This window comes from Limnospira sp. PMC 289.06, from assembly GCF_032350395.1.
GTDB classification, from domain to species: Bacteria; Cyanobacteriota; Cyanobacteriia; order Cyanobacteriales; family Microcoleaceae; genus Limnospira; species Limnospira platensis.
In genome coordinates, this window is sequence record NZ_JARPLC010000027.1 from 1 (window position 1) to 13,062 (window position 13,062).

Below are 13,062 nucleotides of genomic sequence, written 5' to 3' on the forward strand. Positions count from 1 at the left end.
TCATAATGTTTACCTCCATTTTTTACAACTGTTCGGGGTCAATTCCTAACTCTCGTAGTTTAGCCGCTAGTTGGTCTTTTTGTTGTCGTTCAATTTCTAATTGATTTTGAGTAGTGATTAACTCATTTTGATATTTAGTAGCTGATTCTTCGGGAGTAGGCACTAAAACACCATCAGGACTAAAAAAGCGGAGTTGACGATTTTCTATTCCTAAGAATAGTTGCAGTTGTTCACTCCATAAATGTCCCTGATTATTGGGTGTTATCGGTTGATAAGTTCCCTGAATTAAAGCAAATCCTTGAAATTCTAAACTCTCTGGGTCAAACCAGAAATATTCGGGAGTGCGGAAAATATCTTGATAGATTTTCTTTTTCTCCGTGCGGTCAGTCTTAGCTGTGGAACTTGATAATAACTCGACAATGATATTAGGATATTTTCCCCCTTCTTCCCACACCACCCAACTTTTCCGCGATCGCCTTTCCGTGTCTAACACCACAAAGAAATCTGGTCCGCGAAAATCTGATGATTTTTTCTGATGAGGACTATAGTAAATCGTCAAGTTTCCCGCATCAAAATAATCGGTTCGGTCTCGCCATAACCAGTCTAGGCATTTAATCAGTAACAAGATTTGTTGTAGGTGTAAATAACTTTCCAATGGCAACTCCTGACTTTCTAAATCTCCCGGAGGAAACTCGATATCTTGGTCTAGGGTGATTTGAGTCGGTTCTAATTCCTGAGCTATAGCCATAGCTGTCTCCAGTCATGTATTGATAGTATAGTCTATTTTTGCTAATTATAGCATGGATATGGGAGGGTTAGGGGTGACGAAACATGATGATTAATAGCTGAGTATTTATTCTGGATGTAATCGGTTGTTAGTATTCAATGAAAGTTGATTAATTAGATTGATAAATATATGGAGAGCGATCGCCATAGTAGATTTATCAAATATTCATGACATAGTTAGGTAAATTTGATACATAAGTTTACATACTGGATGGAGAGCGTGGCGAAATGTTAAATATCTGTATAATCGGCAATCTGTATAGTTTTGAGGAATTTATAATATAAATATTAAGAAGTAGGATTTGTTGAGGAAATAATTTTACAATATCAGCATTAGATGTTTCTTATGGTAGGAAGAGGCGATTATGCCTTATGTATGCGAGCTAGGCACCGGTCAAAAAATTTATCTTGATAACCAAGGGTCGCAAACTTTTGTGACGATCGCCAGTGGATCACCCGGACAGCAACAGCAAGCCAGCAATGGATTCCAGACTGGAACCTGGACTTCCCCCCCCTCCATGTATCGGACGGAAAATGGGGTAGTGTTGAAAATAGAAACTGCTCAGGGTGAACACTTCGTGCAACTCCAGGGAAGTAGTATGAGTGTCATGGGTCAGACACCCTCCCTCGGAAGCGCCCAGCAGATGTCAGTTCAGCAGGTTTCGAGTACCCCTGCATCTTCGATGAAGCCAATGGAACCGATGAAGCCGATGGAACCGATGAAGCCAATGGAAGGGATGAAGCCGATGGAACCGATGAAGCCGATGCAAATGGGGAGTATGCAAATGAGTATGAACCCCATGGAAATGCGGATGGGTAACATGGAGCTAAAAATGGGTTCTTCTTCCTCATCGGAATCGGAATCAGGAGGTCGTAAATTCTGTAGTAACTGCGGTGCGACAGTAAAACCGGACGATCGCTTCTGCGGAAGTTGCGGTCATCAACTCCATTAAAAGCAATAGGCAATAGGCAAGAGACCAAAGGCAAGAGAGGCAGCTTTTTTGTATGGTCTTTTGCCTGCTTAAATTGCGAACTTACCAACCATATATCCCTCTTGCCCAAATTGAGTTATGTCAGTAAAAGTTAGCCTCAACCATCAGCTTGTCTACCATTTTGAAAATCCAGTAATTCTAGGTCCTCATACATTAGGATTGCGACCTTCTCCCCACTGTCGCACCCCTATTAATAGCTATTCCCTAAAGATTGAACCTGATGATTACACGATGACCTGGCAACAGGACCCCTATGGCAATTATTTGGGGAGGCTCAACTTTTTATCAAAAACCGATCGCCTAGGGATTACAGTAGATATTATTGCAGATTTACACCCGATTAATCCGTTTAACTTCGTCATGGAAAGCTATGCCGAACGCTATCCATTCATCTACGAAGAACAACTAGGGCGGGAATTAATCCCATTTTTAGAAATAGATGAATCCAGCCCCATACTCAAAGACTGGGTAGAACAGCACCGGGTCAAGGATATATATACCCCAGAATTTATAATTACCATTAATCAGAAACTCGCTGATTATATTAAGTATACAGTCCGATTTGAACCGGGTATTCAAACCTGCGAAGAAACCCTAAAAACTCAAATAGGTTCCTGTAGAGATACAGCATGGTTAATGGTGCAGATTTTGCGGCACTATGGACTCGCCGCCCGCTTTGTCTCCGGTTACCTAATTCAACTGAAACCCGATGTTCCCCCACTAGATGGACCCCCTGGACCAGAAGCTGATAATGCAGATTTACACGCTTGGGCGGAAGTATATATTCCTGGGGCGGGTTGGATTGGTTTAGACCCCACCTCTGGTTTTTTAGCAGCAGAAGGTCATATTCCCCTCGTGTGTACCGCCGACCCCCAAGCCGCCTCCCCAGTTCAGGGAACCGCCGAACCCTGCGGGTCAAATTTAGAGTTTGCGGTGACGGTTTCTCGTTACGAAAATCAACCGCGCACCAGTCAACCCTATAGCCCTAGTCAATGGGAAACCATAGACCGCCTCGGTCAAGCAGTAGAGGATAAATTGCAAAGTTTAGGGGTAGGTTTAACCATGGGTGGGGAACCTACTTTTGTTTCTATTGATGATTTTGAGTCTCCCCAGTGGCAGGTACAAGCCTTGGGAGAGGAAAAGCGCAGGTTAGCCGGACAGCTATTACACCGCCTAGAAAGTAAGTTTTCTAAGGGTGGCGGCTTGCTACATTATGGCATGGGAAAATGGTATCCGGGGGAAATTTTGCCGAGGTGGGCTTTAGGCTGTTATTGGCGAGAAGATGGTCAACCTATTTGGCATAATCGGGCTTTCATGGCGGTAGATGGTGACGATTATGGCTATGGGATTAAACAGGCAGAAGTCGTTATTCAAGAATTAGTTAAACAGTTAGGAATCGCAAGCGATCGCATTATTCCCACCTATGAATTAGAAACCGAAGAATTAGCCGGTTATGCCTTACCAATTTTACCAGTTGTCGAGTCAGAAGAATTACGCTGGGGTAGTTGTCCGTGGAAATTACCACAGGATAAATTGATTTTATTAAAAGGTGATTCCCCCTTGGGATTTCGACTGCCTTTAAGTGCCATAAGCTGGTCAGAAGAATTGCACCCAGAGGCGCGAGTACCGCTAGATCATAAACCTGCTGTGGTTGGTTCCGAACCCATCAATTTACCAGAAAATTCCGTGCGGGTAGCCATGGCGGTAGAGGCGCGGGATGGCTGTATATATGTTTTCGTTCCTCCCATAACTTCCGCCCGGTGTTTTTTAGATTTAATTACAGCCATTGAAAAAACCGCCACTGCTGTTAATATTCCCGTATTAGTTGAAGGATACACCCCCCCTGGAAATGATGGAATTATGGGATTTCAGATTACCCCAGATCCGGGAGTAATTGAAGTCAATATTCACCCCGCCAAAAATTGGTCAGAATTAACCGCAATTACCACCACTTTATATGAGGAAGCGCGGCTATGTCGGTTGGGAACTGAAAAATATGCCCTAGATGGTCGGCGCATAAGTACCGGAGGCGGCGCACATATCACCATTGGTGGTAAGAGCGTTCAAGACAGCCCCCTATTACGTCGCCCTGACCTATTAAGAAGTTTGATTTCCTATTGGCAAAATCACCCCAGTTTATCCTACTTATTTGCGGGGTTATTTATCGGACCGACTAGCCAATCACCCCGGGTAGATGAAGCCAGACACGAAGGTTTATATGAGTTAGAAATCGCCTTTCAACAGTTAGAAAAGGGGCGAGAAGTACCCCCTGGATTAGTCGATCGCTTATTGCGAAACCTGCTAATTGATGTCACCGGAAATACTCACCGTTCAGCATTTTGTATTGATAAACTCTACCCATTAGAGAATTATCGCAACCAGTTAGGGCTATTAGAGTTTCGGGCTTTTGCGATGCCTCCCCATGCACAAATGGGGCTATTGCAAATGTTGTTAATTCGTTCCCTAGTGGCTTGGTTTTGGGAACATCCCTATACTAAACCCCTAATTCGTTGGGGAACTACCCTACACGATCGCTTTTTACTGCCCTATTTTATTGAAGAAGATTTAGGCACAGTTTTAAGAGATTTAAACGCGGCGGGTTATCCATTTAATTTAGCATGGTTTAAACCCTTTGTTGATTTTCGCTTTCCCAACTATGGAGAAATTACCCGTGATGGCGTGACATTAGAGTTAAGAAATGCCATAGAACCTTGGCACGTTTTAGGAGAAGAAACCGCCAATGGCGGTAACGCCAGATATGTTGATTCTTCCATGGAAAGGCTACAGGTCATGCTACGGGGGGCGATGGGAAATTCTCCCGGTTTAGATGGCTTTTCCCATCGTTATATTGTCACCTGTAATGGCTATGCAGTGCCCTTAAAATCTACCCTTAAACCTGGGGAATATGTAGGCGGGGTCAGGTTCCGGGCGCGACAATATGCCTCTTTATTGCATCCTTCTATTAACCCCCATACTCCCCTATTATTCGATATTGTTGATACTTGGGCTATGCGATCTATTGGGGGATGTACTTATTATATCAACCCTCCTAATGGCGTTGTTTATACAACATTTCCCATTAATGAAAGAGAGGCTGAGTCTAGGATGTTAGAAAGGTTTGCACCCATGGGTCACACTCCCGGAACTTTGGAAATTTCCACCCCCAATTTAAGCCCTGAATATCCTTTAACCTTAGATTTGCGCCGGGTGCAAACCTCTTAAAGCCGCCTAAAACTGATAAACCGCCCCAACACCTTCTAAGCCTATATTCGTGTCTGGGGCGGCAATAATTAGCCCTGTATTAAAGCCGGCGATCGCACTACCAAAGTTCAACACTCCATCACTGGGAGGAAGTTGGGGGTGTAAATAGGTTTCTAATAATTCCCCGGTGCGTAACTGGAATTTGAACGCCGCCCCAAAATCAAAAGGACCGAAACCGGGAGATCCTACCACAACATTATTGTTGCTGGTGGTAGCTATGGACTCACCAAAGCGATCGCCTGTCCGTAAGTTTTCCGGTGTGTAATTTGCCAAAATTGACCCCGTAATACCATCAATTAAAAACGCCGCCCCAGCATTTATTCCCCGCTGGTCATCACCCGGAGATCCAATGAGAATATCCCGTCCAATTCCCGACCAAGCGACAGCATGACCAAAATTATCTAGTCCTGGGTTAGGGTTACGAAAAGACTGGATTAAATCTCCCGTTACGCTATTAAATAAATAAGCCGAACCCGGACCGTTTGACTGACCAACTCCCAAGCTACCCGGTGCGCCAATTAATACCCAGTCTCCCACAGAGGCGATCGCCGCCCCAAAATAATCATCTGGTTGCGGGTTAGGATTATTAAAAATTTGCCGTAATTCTCCCGTTATACCATCAAATAAATAAGCAATTCCCCCTCGCAATTCCGATGTACTATCCCCCGGCGCACCAATTATTATATCATTACCAATAGTCGCCAAACTGTAGCCAAAATAATCGAAAGGTTCCGGGGTAGGATTGAATAATTGAGTCACGGGTAAACCCGTTATGGTGTTGTAAACATAAACCGCACCCGAAGCAAAGGCGATGCTACTATCTGTAGGCGCACCAATTACCGGGGATAAACCTAAACTAGCAATAGCAGCGCCAAACTCCGAACTTCCAGCATTAGCAGAAGGGTTCTGAAAGGCTGGTAAAATTTCTCCCGTAGTATCGTCTAAAACATAAACTAAACCTTGGGAATTATTCCATCCCGGACTACCAATTAAAATCTGATTGTTCACAGCTTCTAAAGTCGCGCCAAACCTGGCAAAAGATTCAGGTATGGGGTTATTAAAAGTTTGGATAGGGTCAGGGGGAGTCTGGTCGGAAATAATCCTTAATGTCGCCATACTAGGATTAATTAAAGTAGCATTTCCGGTGGCATCTTGTAGCGATAATTCCAAGACTTCAGGATAGGTAACAATTGGGTTATTAGCGATGGGAATTGATACAGTTTTACCCCCCAATTCTCCATCAGCAAAATTAATCACAATGGGGCTGATATCAACACCACTGGGAGGTAAAGGAGTTAATAAACTGGGAACCAAAGTTACACTAACTGCACCATCTTCACCACCGGCACGCACCACGGTAATGGGTTGGGTACTCATGCCATTATCCTGTACTTCAAATCTAGTTGATTCAAAGGATAAAACACCCGGAACAAAAAAGTCACTGCGGCTAATATCATTAGGACGGATACCTCGCAATAGGGCTATAATTTCTCCGGTGGGAGTTTCCAGAATTGTATTATTAATATTAGGGTTACTGTCATCAAGAATAATATTTAGCTGGTCTATGGGAACATCTCCCAGCAGCAAAATAGTATCTTGTCCGGGGGTAAAATCAAAAATTTGGTCGGTGTCAGCGGTGGTAAAACCATCACCAGCCTCTAACACAAAGGTATCATTTCCCGTCCCTCCTACTAGGGTATTACTTCCGGCATTTCCGAATAGTATATTATTACCCTCGTCTGCTAAAATTAAATCATTTCCCAGTCCGCCATAGATGGTATCATCCCCCTCGCCACCGCTAATAATATCATCACCGAGTCCGCCAAAAATCAGATCATTTCCCAGTCCACCACCAATTTGATCATCATCAATTCCCCCATATAAGGTATCATTTCCCGGTCCCCCAAAGATGGTATTTTCTCCAGCATCTCCAAAGATTAAATCATTACCTTCTCCCCCCCTAATAATATCAGCACCTTGTCCACCATAAATCAGATTATTTCCCCCATCTCCATCAATAACATCATTTCCCGGTCCCCCAAAGATAGTATCATTTCCCAGTCCTCCTGATAAGATATCATTCCCAGCATTTCCAAAGATTAAATCATCACCTGCATTACCTTCGATATAGTCATCTCCCTGACCGCCATATAAGGTGTCATTTCCTCCCCCTCCAAATATTTGATCATCCCCCTGGTTTCCATAAATTAGTGTTGGGTCTACTAAACTTCGGACTGTATCATTTCCAGACCCTAGAAATACTCCCAGAGGAAACACCCCTAATTGATTCTCAAAAAAGGTGATATCTACGGGGTTATCATCTCCGACAAGGCGCAGCAAGCCAGTAATTGGGTCAGTTTCAGGTCTTAATACCATAGTTAATTAGGCGATCGCATTTCATCACTAACAGGGAACAGGGTATCATTTTTTCTCCCCATCCACAACTGATCAATAGTCACAAACTCATATCTTTGTTTTAATAATTCAGGAATTACCTTAGCGCTAGTTTCTGCTACCTTACAGCCACCAAAATAGCCATCATGAAGGACAATGATAGACCCATTTTTAGTCTGTCGCAAAATGCGATCGCTCACCACCTCGACCCCCGGCTCTACCCAATCTTCAGGAACCACAGACCACATCACGGTTCGATAGTTCCAATTATTCAGAAGTTGTAAAGTTTTCCCAGTAAAAAAACCATTGGGGGGACGCACATATATAACTTGATTTTCTGGCAATCCACAAATCTGACAAATTGCCGATTGAGTTCGGTCTAAACTTAACTTTAATTCCTGTTTATTTAACCGGGTAAAAGACTTATGCTGATAACCATGAATCCCCAGACCATGCCCGCGTTTATAGACTTCTTGAGCAATATTAGGATATTTTTCGACTAATATTCCCAACCAAAAAAAACTAGCTTTAATCTGATAGTAGTCTAAAACTTCCAATAATTCTAAAGTATATTGAGGATGGGGGCCGTCATCTATAGTTAGGGCGATTTGTCGTTGAGATAAATTCCCACTCCATAAACAATTAGGAAAACCGAATTTTAACAGATGGTATAAAAACGGATACAAAAAAGCTAATTGTGGTTTAATTTTAGATGCCATGTTACAAATTTACTTACTCGTAATCTACAAACAGTTATTGAGTTGATGAACTCAGGCAGAACTCTCACCCTCAGCCAGACCAGTAGCCCACACGGACTCTATAGCTTATTGTAATAGTTGATCGGCACCATTAACATAGGATTTGCGAAAAACAAGAGTTTGATCTATAATCATACTTAGCCTAACTATAGCAAAGTAATTATCAATGTATTAGGGTGGGTATTTATCGGGTATAATTATCAATAAAACTTTGAGAAACAAGATATGATCGAAGTCATTGTAATTGGTGGTGGGGCGGCGGGTTTTTTTGGGGCGATCGCCTGTAAAGAAACCTACCCTAAAACCCATGTCACCTTATTAGAAGCTGGAAAAACTCCCCTAGCCAAAGTTCGCATTTCTGGCGGCGGACGCTGTAACGTTACCCACGCCTGTTTTGACCCCGTGGAGTTTATTCGCAACTATCCCAGGGGTAACAAAGCCTTGCGCGGACCTTTTACTAGGTTTCAAGCGAAACATACTGTAGACTGGTTTAACCACCGAGGAGTTAAGTTAAAAACCGAAGCTGATGGTCGAATGTTCCCCATAACTGATGATTCCGAAACTATTGTTAATTGCTTATTAAATAGCGCCAAAAATGCCGGAATCACAGTCAGAACCGGGGCGGCGGTTGTGGGGATTACTAAACTTGATCGAGGCTTTCAAGTATGTTTAAAATCCCAGGAAGTTTACCAATGCGATCGCCTATTAATAGCCACAGGAAGCAGTCCCGCTGGCTATAATTTTGCCCAAAAATTAGGACATACTATCATCCCCCCAGTGCCCTCCCTATTCACCTTTAATATAGCCGACAAACCCTTGCAGGAATTAGCCGGAATATCCGTAGATTCAGTTAACCTCCAACTAACCGGAACCCCATTAACCCAAACCGGACCCCTGTTAATTACTCACTGGGGAATTAGTGGACCCGCCGTCTTAAAATTATCAGCTTGGGGGGCAAGATTTTTGCAGGAATGTCGTTATAAAACCCCCTTAATAATTGATTGGCTACCAGAATTAAATATAGACCAATTGCGAGAAATTATCCTGCAGACTAAATCAGAATTTGGCAAGCGATCGCCATCTTCCCACTGTCCAATTAATTTACCCCGTCGCCTCTGGCAATATCTAATTATCCGAGTAGGAATCAACCCCCAACAACCTTGGGCGGAACTATCTAAAAAACACTTAAATCAACTCATCGAAGAATTAAAACGCAGTCGCCATCAAATCACTGGTAAAGGAGTCTTTAAAGAAGAATTCGTCACCTGTGGCGGAGTCAACCTCAAAGAAATAGACTTTAAGACCATGGCAAGTCGGCGGTGTCCGGGGCTATATTTTGCCGGAGAAATTCTTGATATTGACGGCGTGACAGGAGGCTTCAATTTTCAAAACGCCTGGACAACCGGATGGTTAGCCGGACAGGGGATGGGCGGTTTTCCGAACCCCAATTAATTATGATCAGATCGGGAATTGTTCAATCAGAAATTGAAGTAATCACTGTCAACCAAAACCATCGCCCATTAGAGGAGAGGACACCATGAAAAAATTATATCGCAGCCGTGAACATTGCCAAATCGCCGGAGTAGCCGGAGGAGTCGCCCAATACTTCAATGTTGACCCCTTGCTAGTGAGACTCACCTTTATTATTCTAGGCCTATCCGCCGCCCCCGGCATTATCATCTATGGCATACTGTGGCTGTTAGTACCCAAGGAACCAACCCGTATTGAGGAATTTGAGGATAGCAAAACCTCCAAATTGTAACCCCTAAATGCTAGAATCGAGGATTGGACACCCTTTTCACAGCAGGCAGTTTCATGAGTGTGGCAGACGATAAAACCGTTGTTCGGCAGTATTTTAATTCAACAGGCTTCGATCGCTGGCAAAGAATTTACGGTAACGGCGAAGTCAACCGGGTACAGCGGGATATCCGCGACGGACACCAGCAAACCGTCGATCGCGTCTTAGAATGGCTGCAAGCTGATGGAAACCTAGGCGGCTTAATGGTATGTGATGCAGGCTGTGGAGTCGGAAGCCTCAGCATACCCTTGGGAGACGCAGGGGCGATCGTTTCCGCCAGCGACATTTCCGAAAAAATGGTCGCCGAAGCCAACCAACGCGCCAGAAACCAACTAATCACCCGCGCCAGCAATATCAACTTTATGGCGCAAGACCTAGAAAAATTAACAGGTCGCTATCACACCGTAATTTGCTTAGATGTGTTAATTCACTATCCCCAAAACCAAGCAGCAGAGATGATCTCTCATCTATGTTCCCTCGCCGAAACCCGGATCATTCTGAGTTTCGCCCCCAAAACTCTAGCCCTAAGTATACTTAAAAAAATTGGCGAATTTTTCCCCGGACCCAGCAAAACCACCCGCGCCTACCAACACCGGGAGGCAGATATCGTCAAAATTCTCTCAGATAACGGCTTTACCGTTAGCCGAGAATCGATGATTTCTACCAGCTTTTATTTCTCACGGTTGTTAGAAGCCATACGCTGTTGATATTATTAATTTAGCCTCAATAAGGAAGTCAGGGGGATGAAACCATGCAGATATTTAAGCTGATAGTCGCCAGTTTCTTGATTCCCCTGGGGTTAATATTCTGGTTATCCGCTGCTACCGAATTAATTAGCCCCACCAACATATCAGATAATCCCTGGGGGAAAGTAGCGGGGGGGTTGATTTTGGGCAGCATTCCCCTGTTTATGGGGGGATGGTTTATGTGGGAATGGTATCGCGAAAGACGCAGGGAACTCTACCGCCGCCAAAGATATAAGCGATCGGTATTTCTGCACCTAATTCGAGATAACAGAGGCTTAGTCACGGTTTCTAGCCTAGCCAAAGCCGCCAATATATCCCCCCAGGAAGCTAAAGCATTTTTAGATCGGGCGGTCTCCAAATATCACGGCAATTCCCAACAATTAATTGATGGTGAACATTATTATTTGTTTGATATTGATTAATCACTGCCAAATCTTCCCATTTAAACAAACCGTAGAGACAAGTTAAACCTTGTCTCTTGTCAGTTCATTATGGCTATTTACGGGCTAGTTTTTCACCTCAGAAAACTCTAACACCCGTCCATCCAAATCCTTCACCAAAAAATTTAGAGGTCTTTCGCTGCGGATTTTAAACTTGAGGGCTTGGGTTTGTACCCGCATCAAAACTTGGTCTAAACAATCGCGATCAAAACAAACATGACGATGGCGATTTTTCGGACCATAACTAGCACCACTGATAATATGAAGTTGTGTATTTTTCATCAACTGATACCACAAGCCATCAGAAGCCCCTAAATCTTGGTTATTAGCAGTCGATATGTTAGTGGAAAGGTACAAAGGATCGATGCCTGTCGCCCCCAAAGTTTGCTCATAATTATAGTAGTAATGTAGGGGAACATCAGCCACAGGCAAATTTAGCAACCCCTCATAAAACTGTCTGGCCATATTTAGGTCAGTGACCATAATGGTATGAACCTTGGGGGCGCTAGTCAGGAACATCCACATAGCGACAGCATAAGCGGCCAGTAGCATCACCATTACCCCCTGAGTTGAGAAAATGCTGTCGAGGCCTAATTCCGGTAAAAAAGCACCTAGGGGCAGTGGATGCGGTAGGAAATTTTCTATAATGCTAGTGGCTAAAACCATGAACGATAATAGAACATAAAGAACTGAACTGGATAGCTGTAGCTATTAAAGGTTGCGGATGCAACATAACTGATAACGCTTTCAGACCTATTCCAGATTTAGTGATTATCTTAACAAAAATTTTCGCAGGCGATGAAACCCACTGTCACCCAAAACGATCGCATAAATGATCTGATCGATGTATTTGTCTACGGGAGTCTCAAACCCGGCGAGTTCAATTACAACCGTTTCTGTCTCGGACGCACCATAGAGGAATTACCAGCGTGCGCCCTAGGGGAATTATATTCCCTCTCCCTAGGCTACCCCGCCATGACCACCGGGACGCGCTGGGTATCTGGAGTTATCCTATCCTTCACAGACCCCAGCCTTCTGGCCGACCTCGATCGCCTCGAAGACTACCAAAGCGATCGCCCACCGGAGCAAAACCAATATCAACGCCGCCGCATTCTCACCTACACCCCAGACCAAAAACCCCTCCGTGAGACCTGGGCTTATTTCATGTATCCCCAAGTAGTTAGCTCCTTCCAGGGAGTCTTGATTCCCAGTGGCGACTGGAAACCCAGCTATAATTAACCTAGGGGTGAGCTATCGGACCCTTGGGAATCACAATCAGCGGTTGATCTATGGTCAAACTAACCGCCTCTGGATTAACAATAGGTAGCAAAGGCTCATTGAGGGCAATTTGTAGTGGCTCCGACTCAACTCGGTTCAACTGAGCAAAGAGAGTACCACCCCCACCAGTCGGAGCCCAACTCGCTAAAACCGCCAAAAACAGAGCCGCGATCGCACCCCCACCACTGACCACCATCAAATTATTCCGGCGTTCAACCTGGTTGAACACAGCACCCGCCAACTGTTGAGCCGATTCATTATTTTTCGGCTCCGGAATGGAGTGCAAACGCGATCGCAGTTGCATCATTTGCAGATAAGCCGCCTTATATTGGCGATCAATATCCAACCGTTGCTGAACCTGGCGGCGTTCCGCCGGTGTCGCCTCACCATCAACATAGGCTGACAGTAGCTCATACATTTGGTCATCCCAAGTCCCTTCTCCCTCGGACTCAGGATGCCAATTCGGGTTCAAATTACCTAAGCGATCGTCATGGTTAGACTTCATTGGGACACCCCCTAAAACGCAAGCAAAAATCGAAACCAACGGTCTAACCTTTTTGAATTAAATCGGGGAGAAAATGTAGAGCCACAAAAATCAACAGACCGCCG

Annotated in this window: 12 protein-coding genes; 7 read left to right on the plus strand and 5 right to left on the minus strand. The window is 44.3% G+C overall.

Annotated elements, in window-relative coordinates; genetic code table 11:
• Positions 1–22: 22 nt before the first annotated feature.
• Positions 23–748, minus strand: coding sequence for a Uma2 family endonuclease (locus P5674_RS08275; protein WP_315669929.1), 726 nt, complete (start codon positions 746–748; stop codon positions 23–25).
• 403 nt (positions 749–1,151) lie between these two features.
• Here P5674_RS08275 and P5674_RS08280 point away from each other — a divergent pair, with 403 nt between their 5' ends.
• Both P5674_RS08280 and P5674_RS08285 read left to right on the plus strand, forming a co-directional pair.
• On the plus strand, positions 1,152–1,739 hold the full coding sequence (locus P5674_RS08280; protein WP_006618951.1) for a zinc ribbon domain-containing protein: 588 nt from the start codon (positions 1,152–1,154) through the stop codon (positions 1,737–1,739).
• 117 nt (positions 1,740–1,856) lie between these two features.
• Positions 1,857–5,000 (plus strand): transglutaminase family protein, encoded by a 3,144-nt coding sequence (locus P5674_RS08285; RefSeq protein WP_006618952.1) that lies wholly within the window; start codon positions 1,857–1,859, stop codon positions 4,998–5,000.
• A gap of 6 nt (positions 5,001–5,006) precedes the next feature.
• On the opposite strand, the gene P5674_RS08290 is transcribed toward P5674_RS08285, so the two are convergent.
• Both P5674_RS08290 and P5674_RS08295 read right to left on the minus strand, forming a co-directional pair.
• Positions 5,007–7,415 carry a calcium-binding protein gene (locus P5674_RS08290; protein ID WP_006618953.1) on the minus strand — a complete coding sequence of 803 codons (2,409 nt, stop codon included), beginning with the start codon at positions 7,413–7,415 and terminating at the stop codon, positions 5,007–5,009.
• A 2-nt stretch (positions 7,416–7,417) separates the two neighbouring features.
• Entirely contained in the window at positions 7,418–8,152 is a 735-nt protein-coding gene (locus P5674_RS08295; protein ID WP_006618954.1) for a polysaccharide deacetylase family protein, read from the minus strand.
• A 264-nt stretch (positions 8,153–8,416) separates the two neighbouring features.
• Here P5674_RS08295 and P5674_RS08300 point away from each other — a divergent pair, with 264 nt between their 5' ends.
• The 4 genes from P5674_RS08300 to P5674_RS08315 all read left to right on the plus strand — a co-directional run bounded on the left by P5674_RS08300 (position 8,417) and on the right by P5674_RS08315 (position 11,157).
• Complete coding sequence (locus P5674_RS08300) at positions 8,417–9,643, plus strand: NAD(P)/FAD-dependent oxidoreductase (protein ID WP_006618955.1); 1,227 nt, start codon at positions 8,417–8,419, stop codon at positions 9,641–9,643.
• An 85-nt stretch (positions 9,644–9,728) separates the two neighbouring features.
• Positions 9,729–9,953, plus strand: a complete 225-nt coding sequence (locus tag P5674_RS08305) for a PspC domain-containing protein (protein WP_006618956.1) — start codon at positions 9,729–9,731, stop codon at positions 9,951–9,953.
• A 53-nt stretch (positions 9,954–10,006) separates the two neighbouring features.
• Positions 10,007–10,696: a magnesium protoporphyrin IX methyltransferase gene (bchM, locus tag P5674_RS08310; RefSeq protein WP_006618957.1), complete on the plus strand. Its 690-nt coding sequence runs from the start codon at positions 10,007–10,009 to the stop codon at positions 10,694–10,696.
• A 44-nt stretch (positions 10,697–10,740) separates the two neighbouring features.
• Positions 10,741–11,157 carry a hypothetical protein gene (locus P5674_RS08315; protein ID WP_006618958.1) on the plus strand — a complete coding sequence of 139 codons (417 nt, stop codon included), beginning with the start codon at positions 10,741–10,743 and terminating at the stop codon, positions 11,155–11,157.
• 84 nt (positions 11,158–11,241) lie between these two features.
• Here P5674_RS08315 and P5674_RS08320 read toward each other — a convergent pair whose 3' ends face one another.
• On the minus strand, positions 11,242–11,841 hold the full coding sequence (locus P5674_RS08320; RefSeq protein WP_006618959.1) for a hypothetical protein: 600 nt from the start codon (positions 11,839–11,841) through the stop codon (positions 11,242–11,244).
• Between the two features lie 132 nt (positions 11,842–11,973).
• On the opposite strand from P5674_RS08320, the gene P5674_RS08325 reads away from it, so the two are divergent.
• Entirely contained in the window at positions 11,974–12,414 is a 441-nt protein-coding gene (locus P5674_RS08325) for a gamma-glutamylcyclotransferase family protein (protein ID WP_006618960.1), read from the plus strand.
• A gap of 1 nt (position 12,415) precedes the next feature.
• Here the strand turns inward: P5674_RS08325 and P5674_RS08330 are convergent, their stop codons facing one another.
• The gene (locus tag P5674_RS08330) at positions 12,416–12,958 is read right to left on the minus strand and encodes an anti-sigma factor family protein (RefSeq protein WP_006618961.1); all 543 of its coding nucleotides are present in this window, start codon (positions 12,956–12,958) and stop codon (positions 12,416–12,418) included.
• Positions 12,959–13,062 lie beyond the last annotated feature (104 nt).

Excerpts from the sequence above, each read along its gene's own strand:
- P5674_RS08275 (WP_315669929.1), bottom strand. The coding sequence starts at position 748 with ATGGCTATAGCTCAGGAATTAGAACCGACTCAAATCACCCTAGACCAA.
- P5674_RS08280 (WP_006618951.1), top strand. The coding sequence starts at position 1,152 with ATGCCTTATGTATGCGAGCTAGGCACCGGTCAAAAAATTTATCTTGAT.
- P5674_RS08285 (WP_006618952.1), top strand. The coding sequence starts at position 1,857 with ATGTCAGTAAAAGTTAGCCTCAACCATCAGCTTGTCTACCATTTTGAA.
- P5674_RS08290 (WP_006618953.1), bottom strand. The coding sequence starts at position 7,415 with ATGGTATTAAGACCTGAAACTGACCCAATTACTGGCTTGCTGCGCCTT.
- P5674_RS08295 (WP_006618954.1), bottom strand. The coding sequence starts at position 8,152 with ATGGCATCTAAAATTAAACCACAATTAGCTTTTTTGTATCCGTTTTTA.
- P5674_RS08300 (WP_006618955.1), top strand. The coding sequence starts at position 8,417 with ATGATCGAAGTCATTGTAATTGGTGGTGGGGCGGCGGGTTTTTTTGGG.
- P5674_RS08305 (WP_006618956.1), top strand. The coding sequence starts at position 9,729 with ATGAAAAAATTATATCGCAGCCGTGAACATTGCCAAATCGCCGGAGTA.
- bchM (WP_006618957.1), top strand. The coding sequence starts at position 10,007 with ATGAGTGTGGCAGACGATAAAACCGTTGTTCGGCAGTATTTTAATTCA.
- P5674_RS08315 (WP_006618958.1), top strand. The coding sequence starts at position 10,741 with ATGCAGATATTTAAGCTGATAGTCGCCAGTTTCTTGATTCCCCTGGGG.
- P5674_RS08320 (WP_006618959.1), bottom strand. The coding sequence starts at position 11,841 with ATGGTTTTAGCCACTAGCATTATAGAAAATTTCCTACCGCATCCACTG.
- P5674_RS08325 (WP_006618960.1), top strand. The coding sequence starts at position 11,974 with ATGAAACCCACTGTCACCCAAAACGATCGCATAAATGATCTGATCGAT.
- P5674_RS08330 (WP_006618961.1), bottom strand. The coding sequence starts at position 12,958 with ATGAAGTCTAACCATGACGATCGCTTAGGTAATTTGAACCCGAATTGG.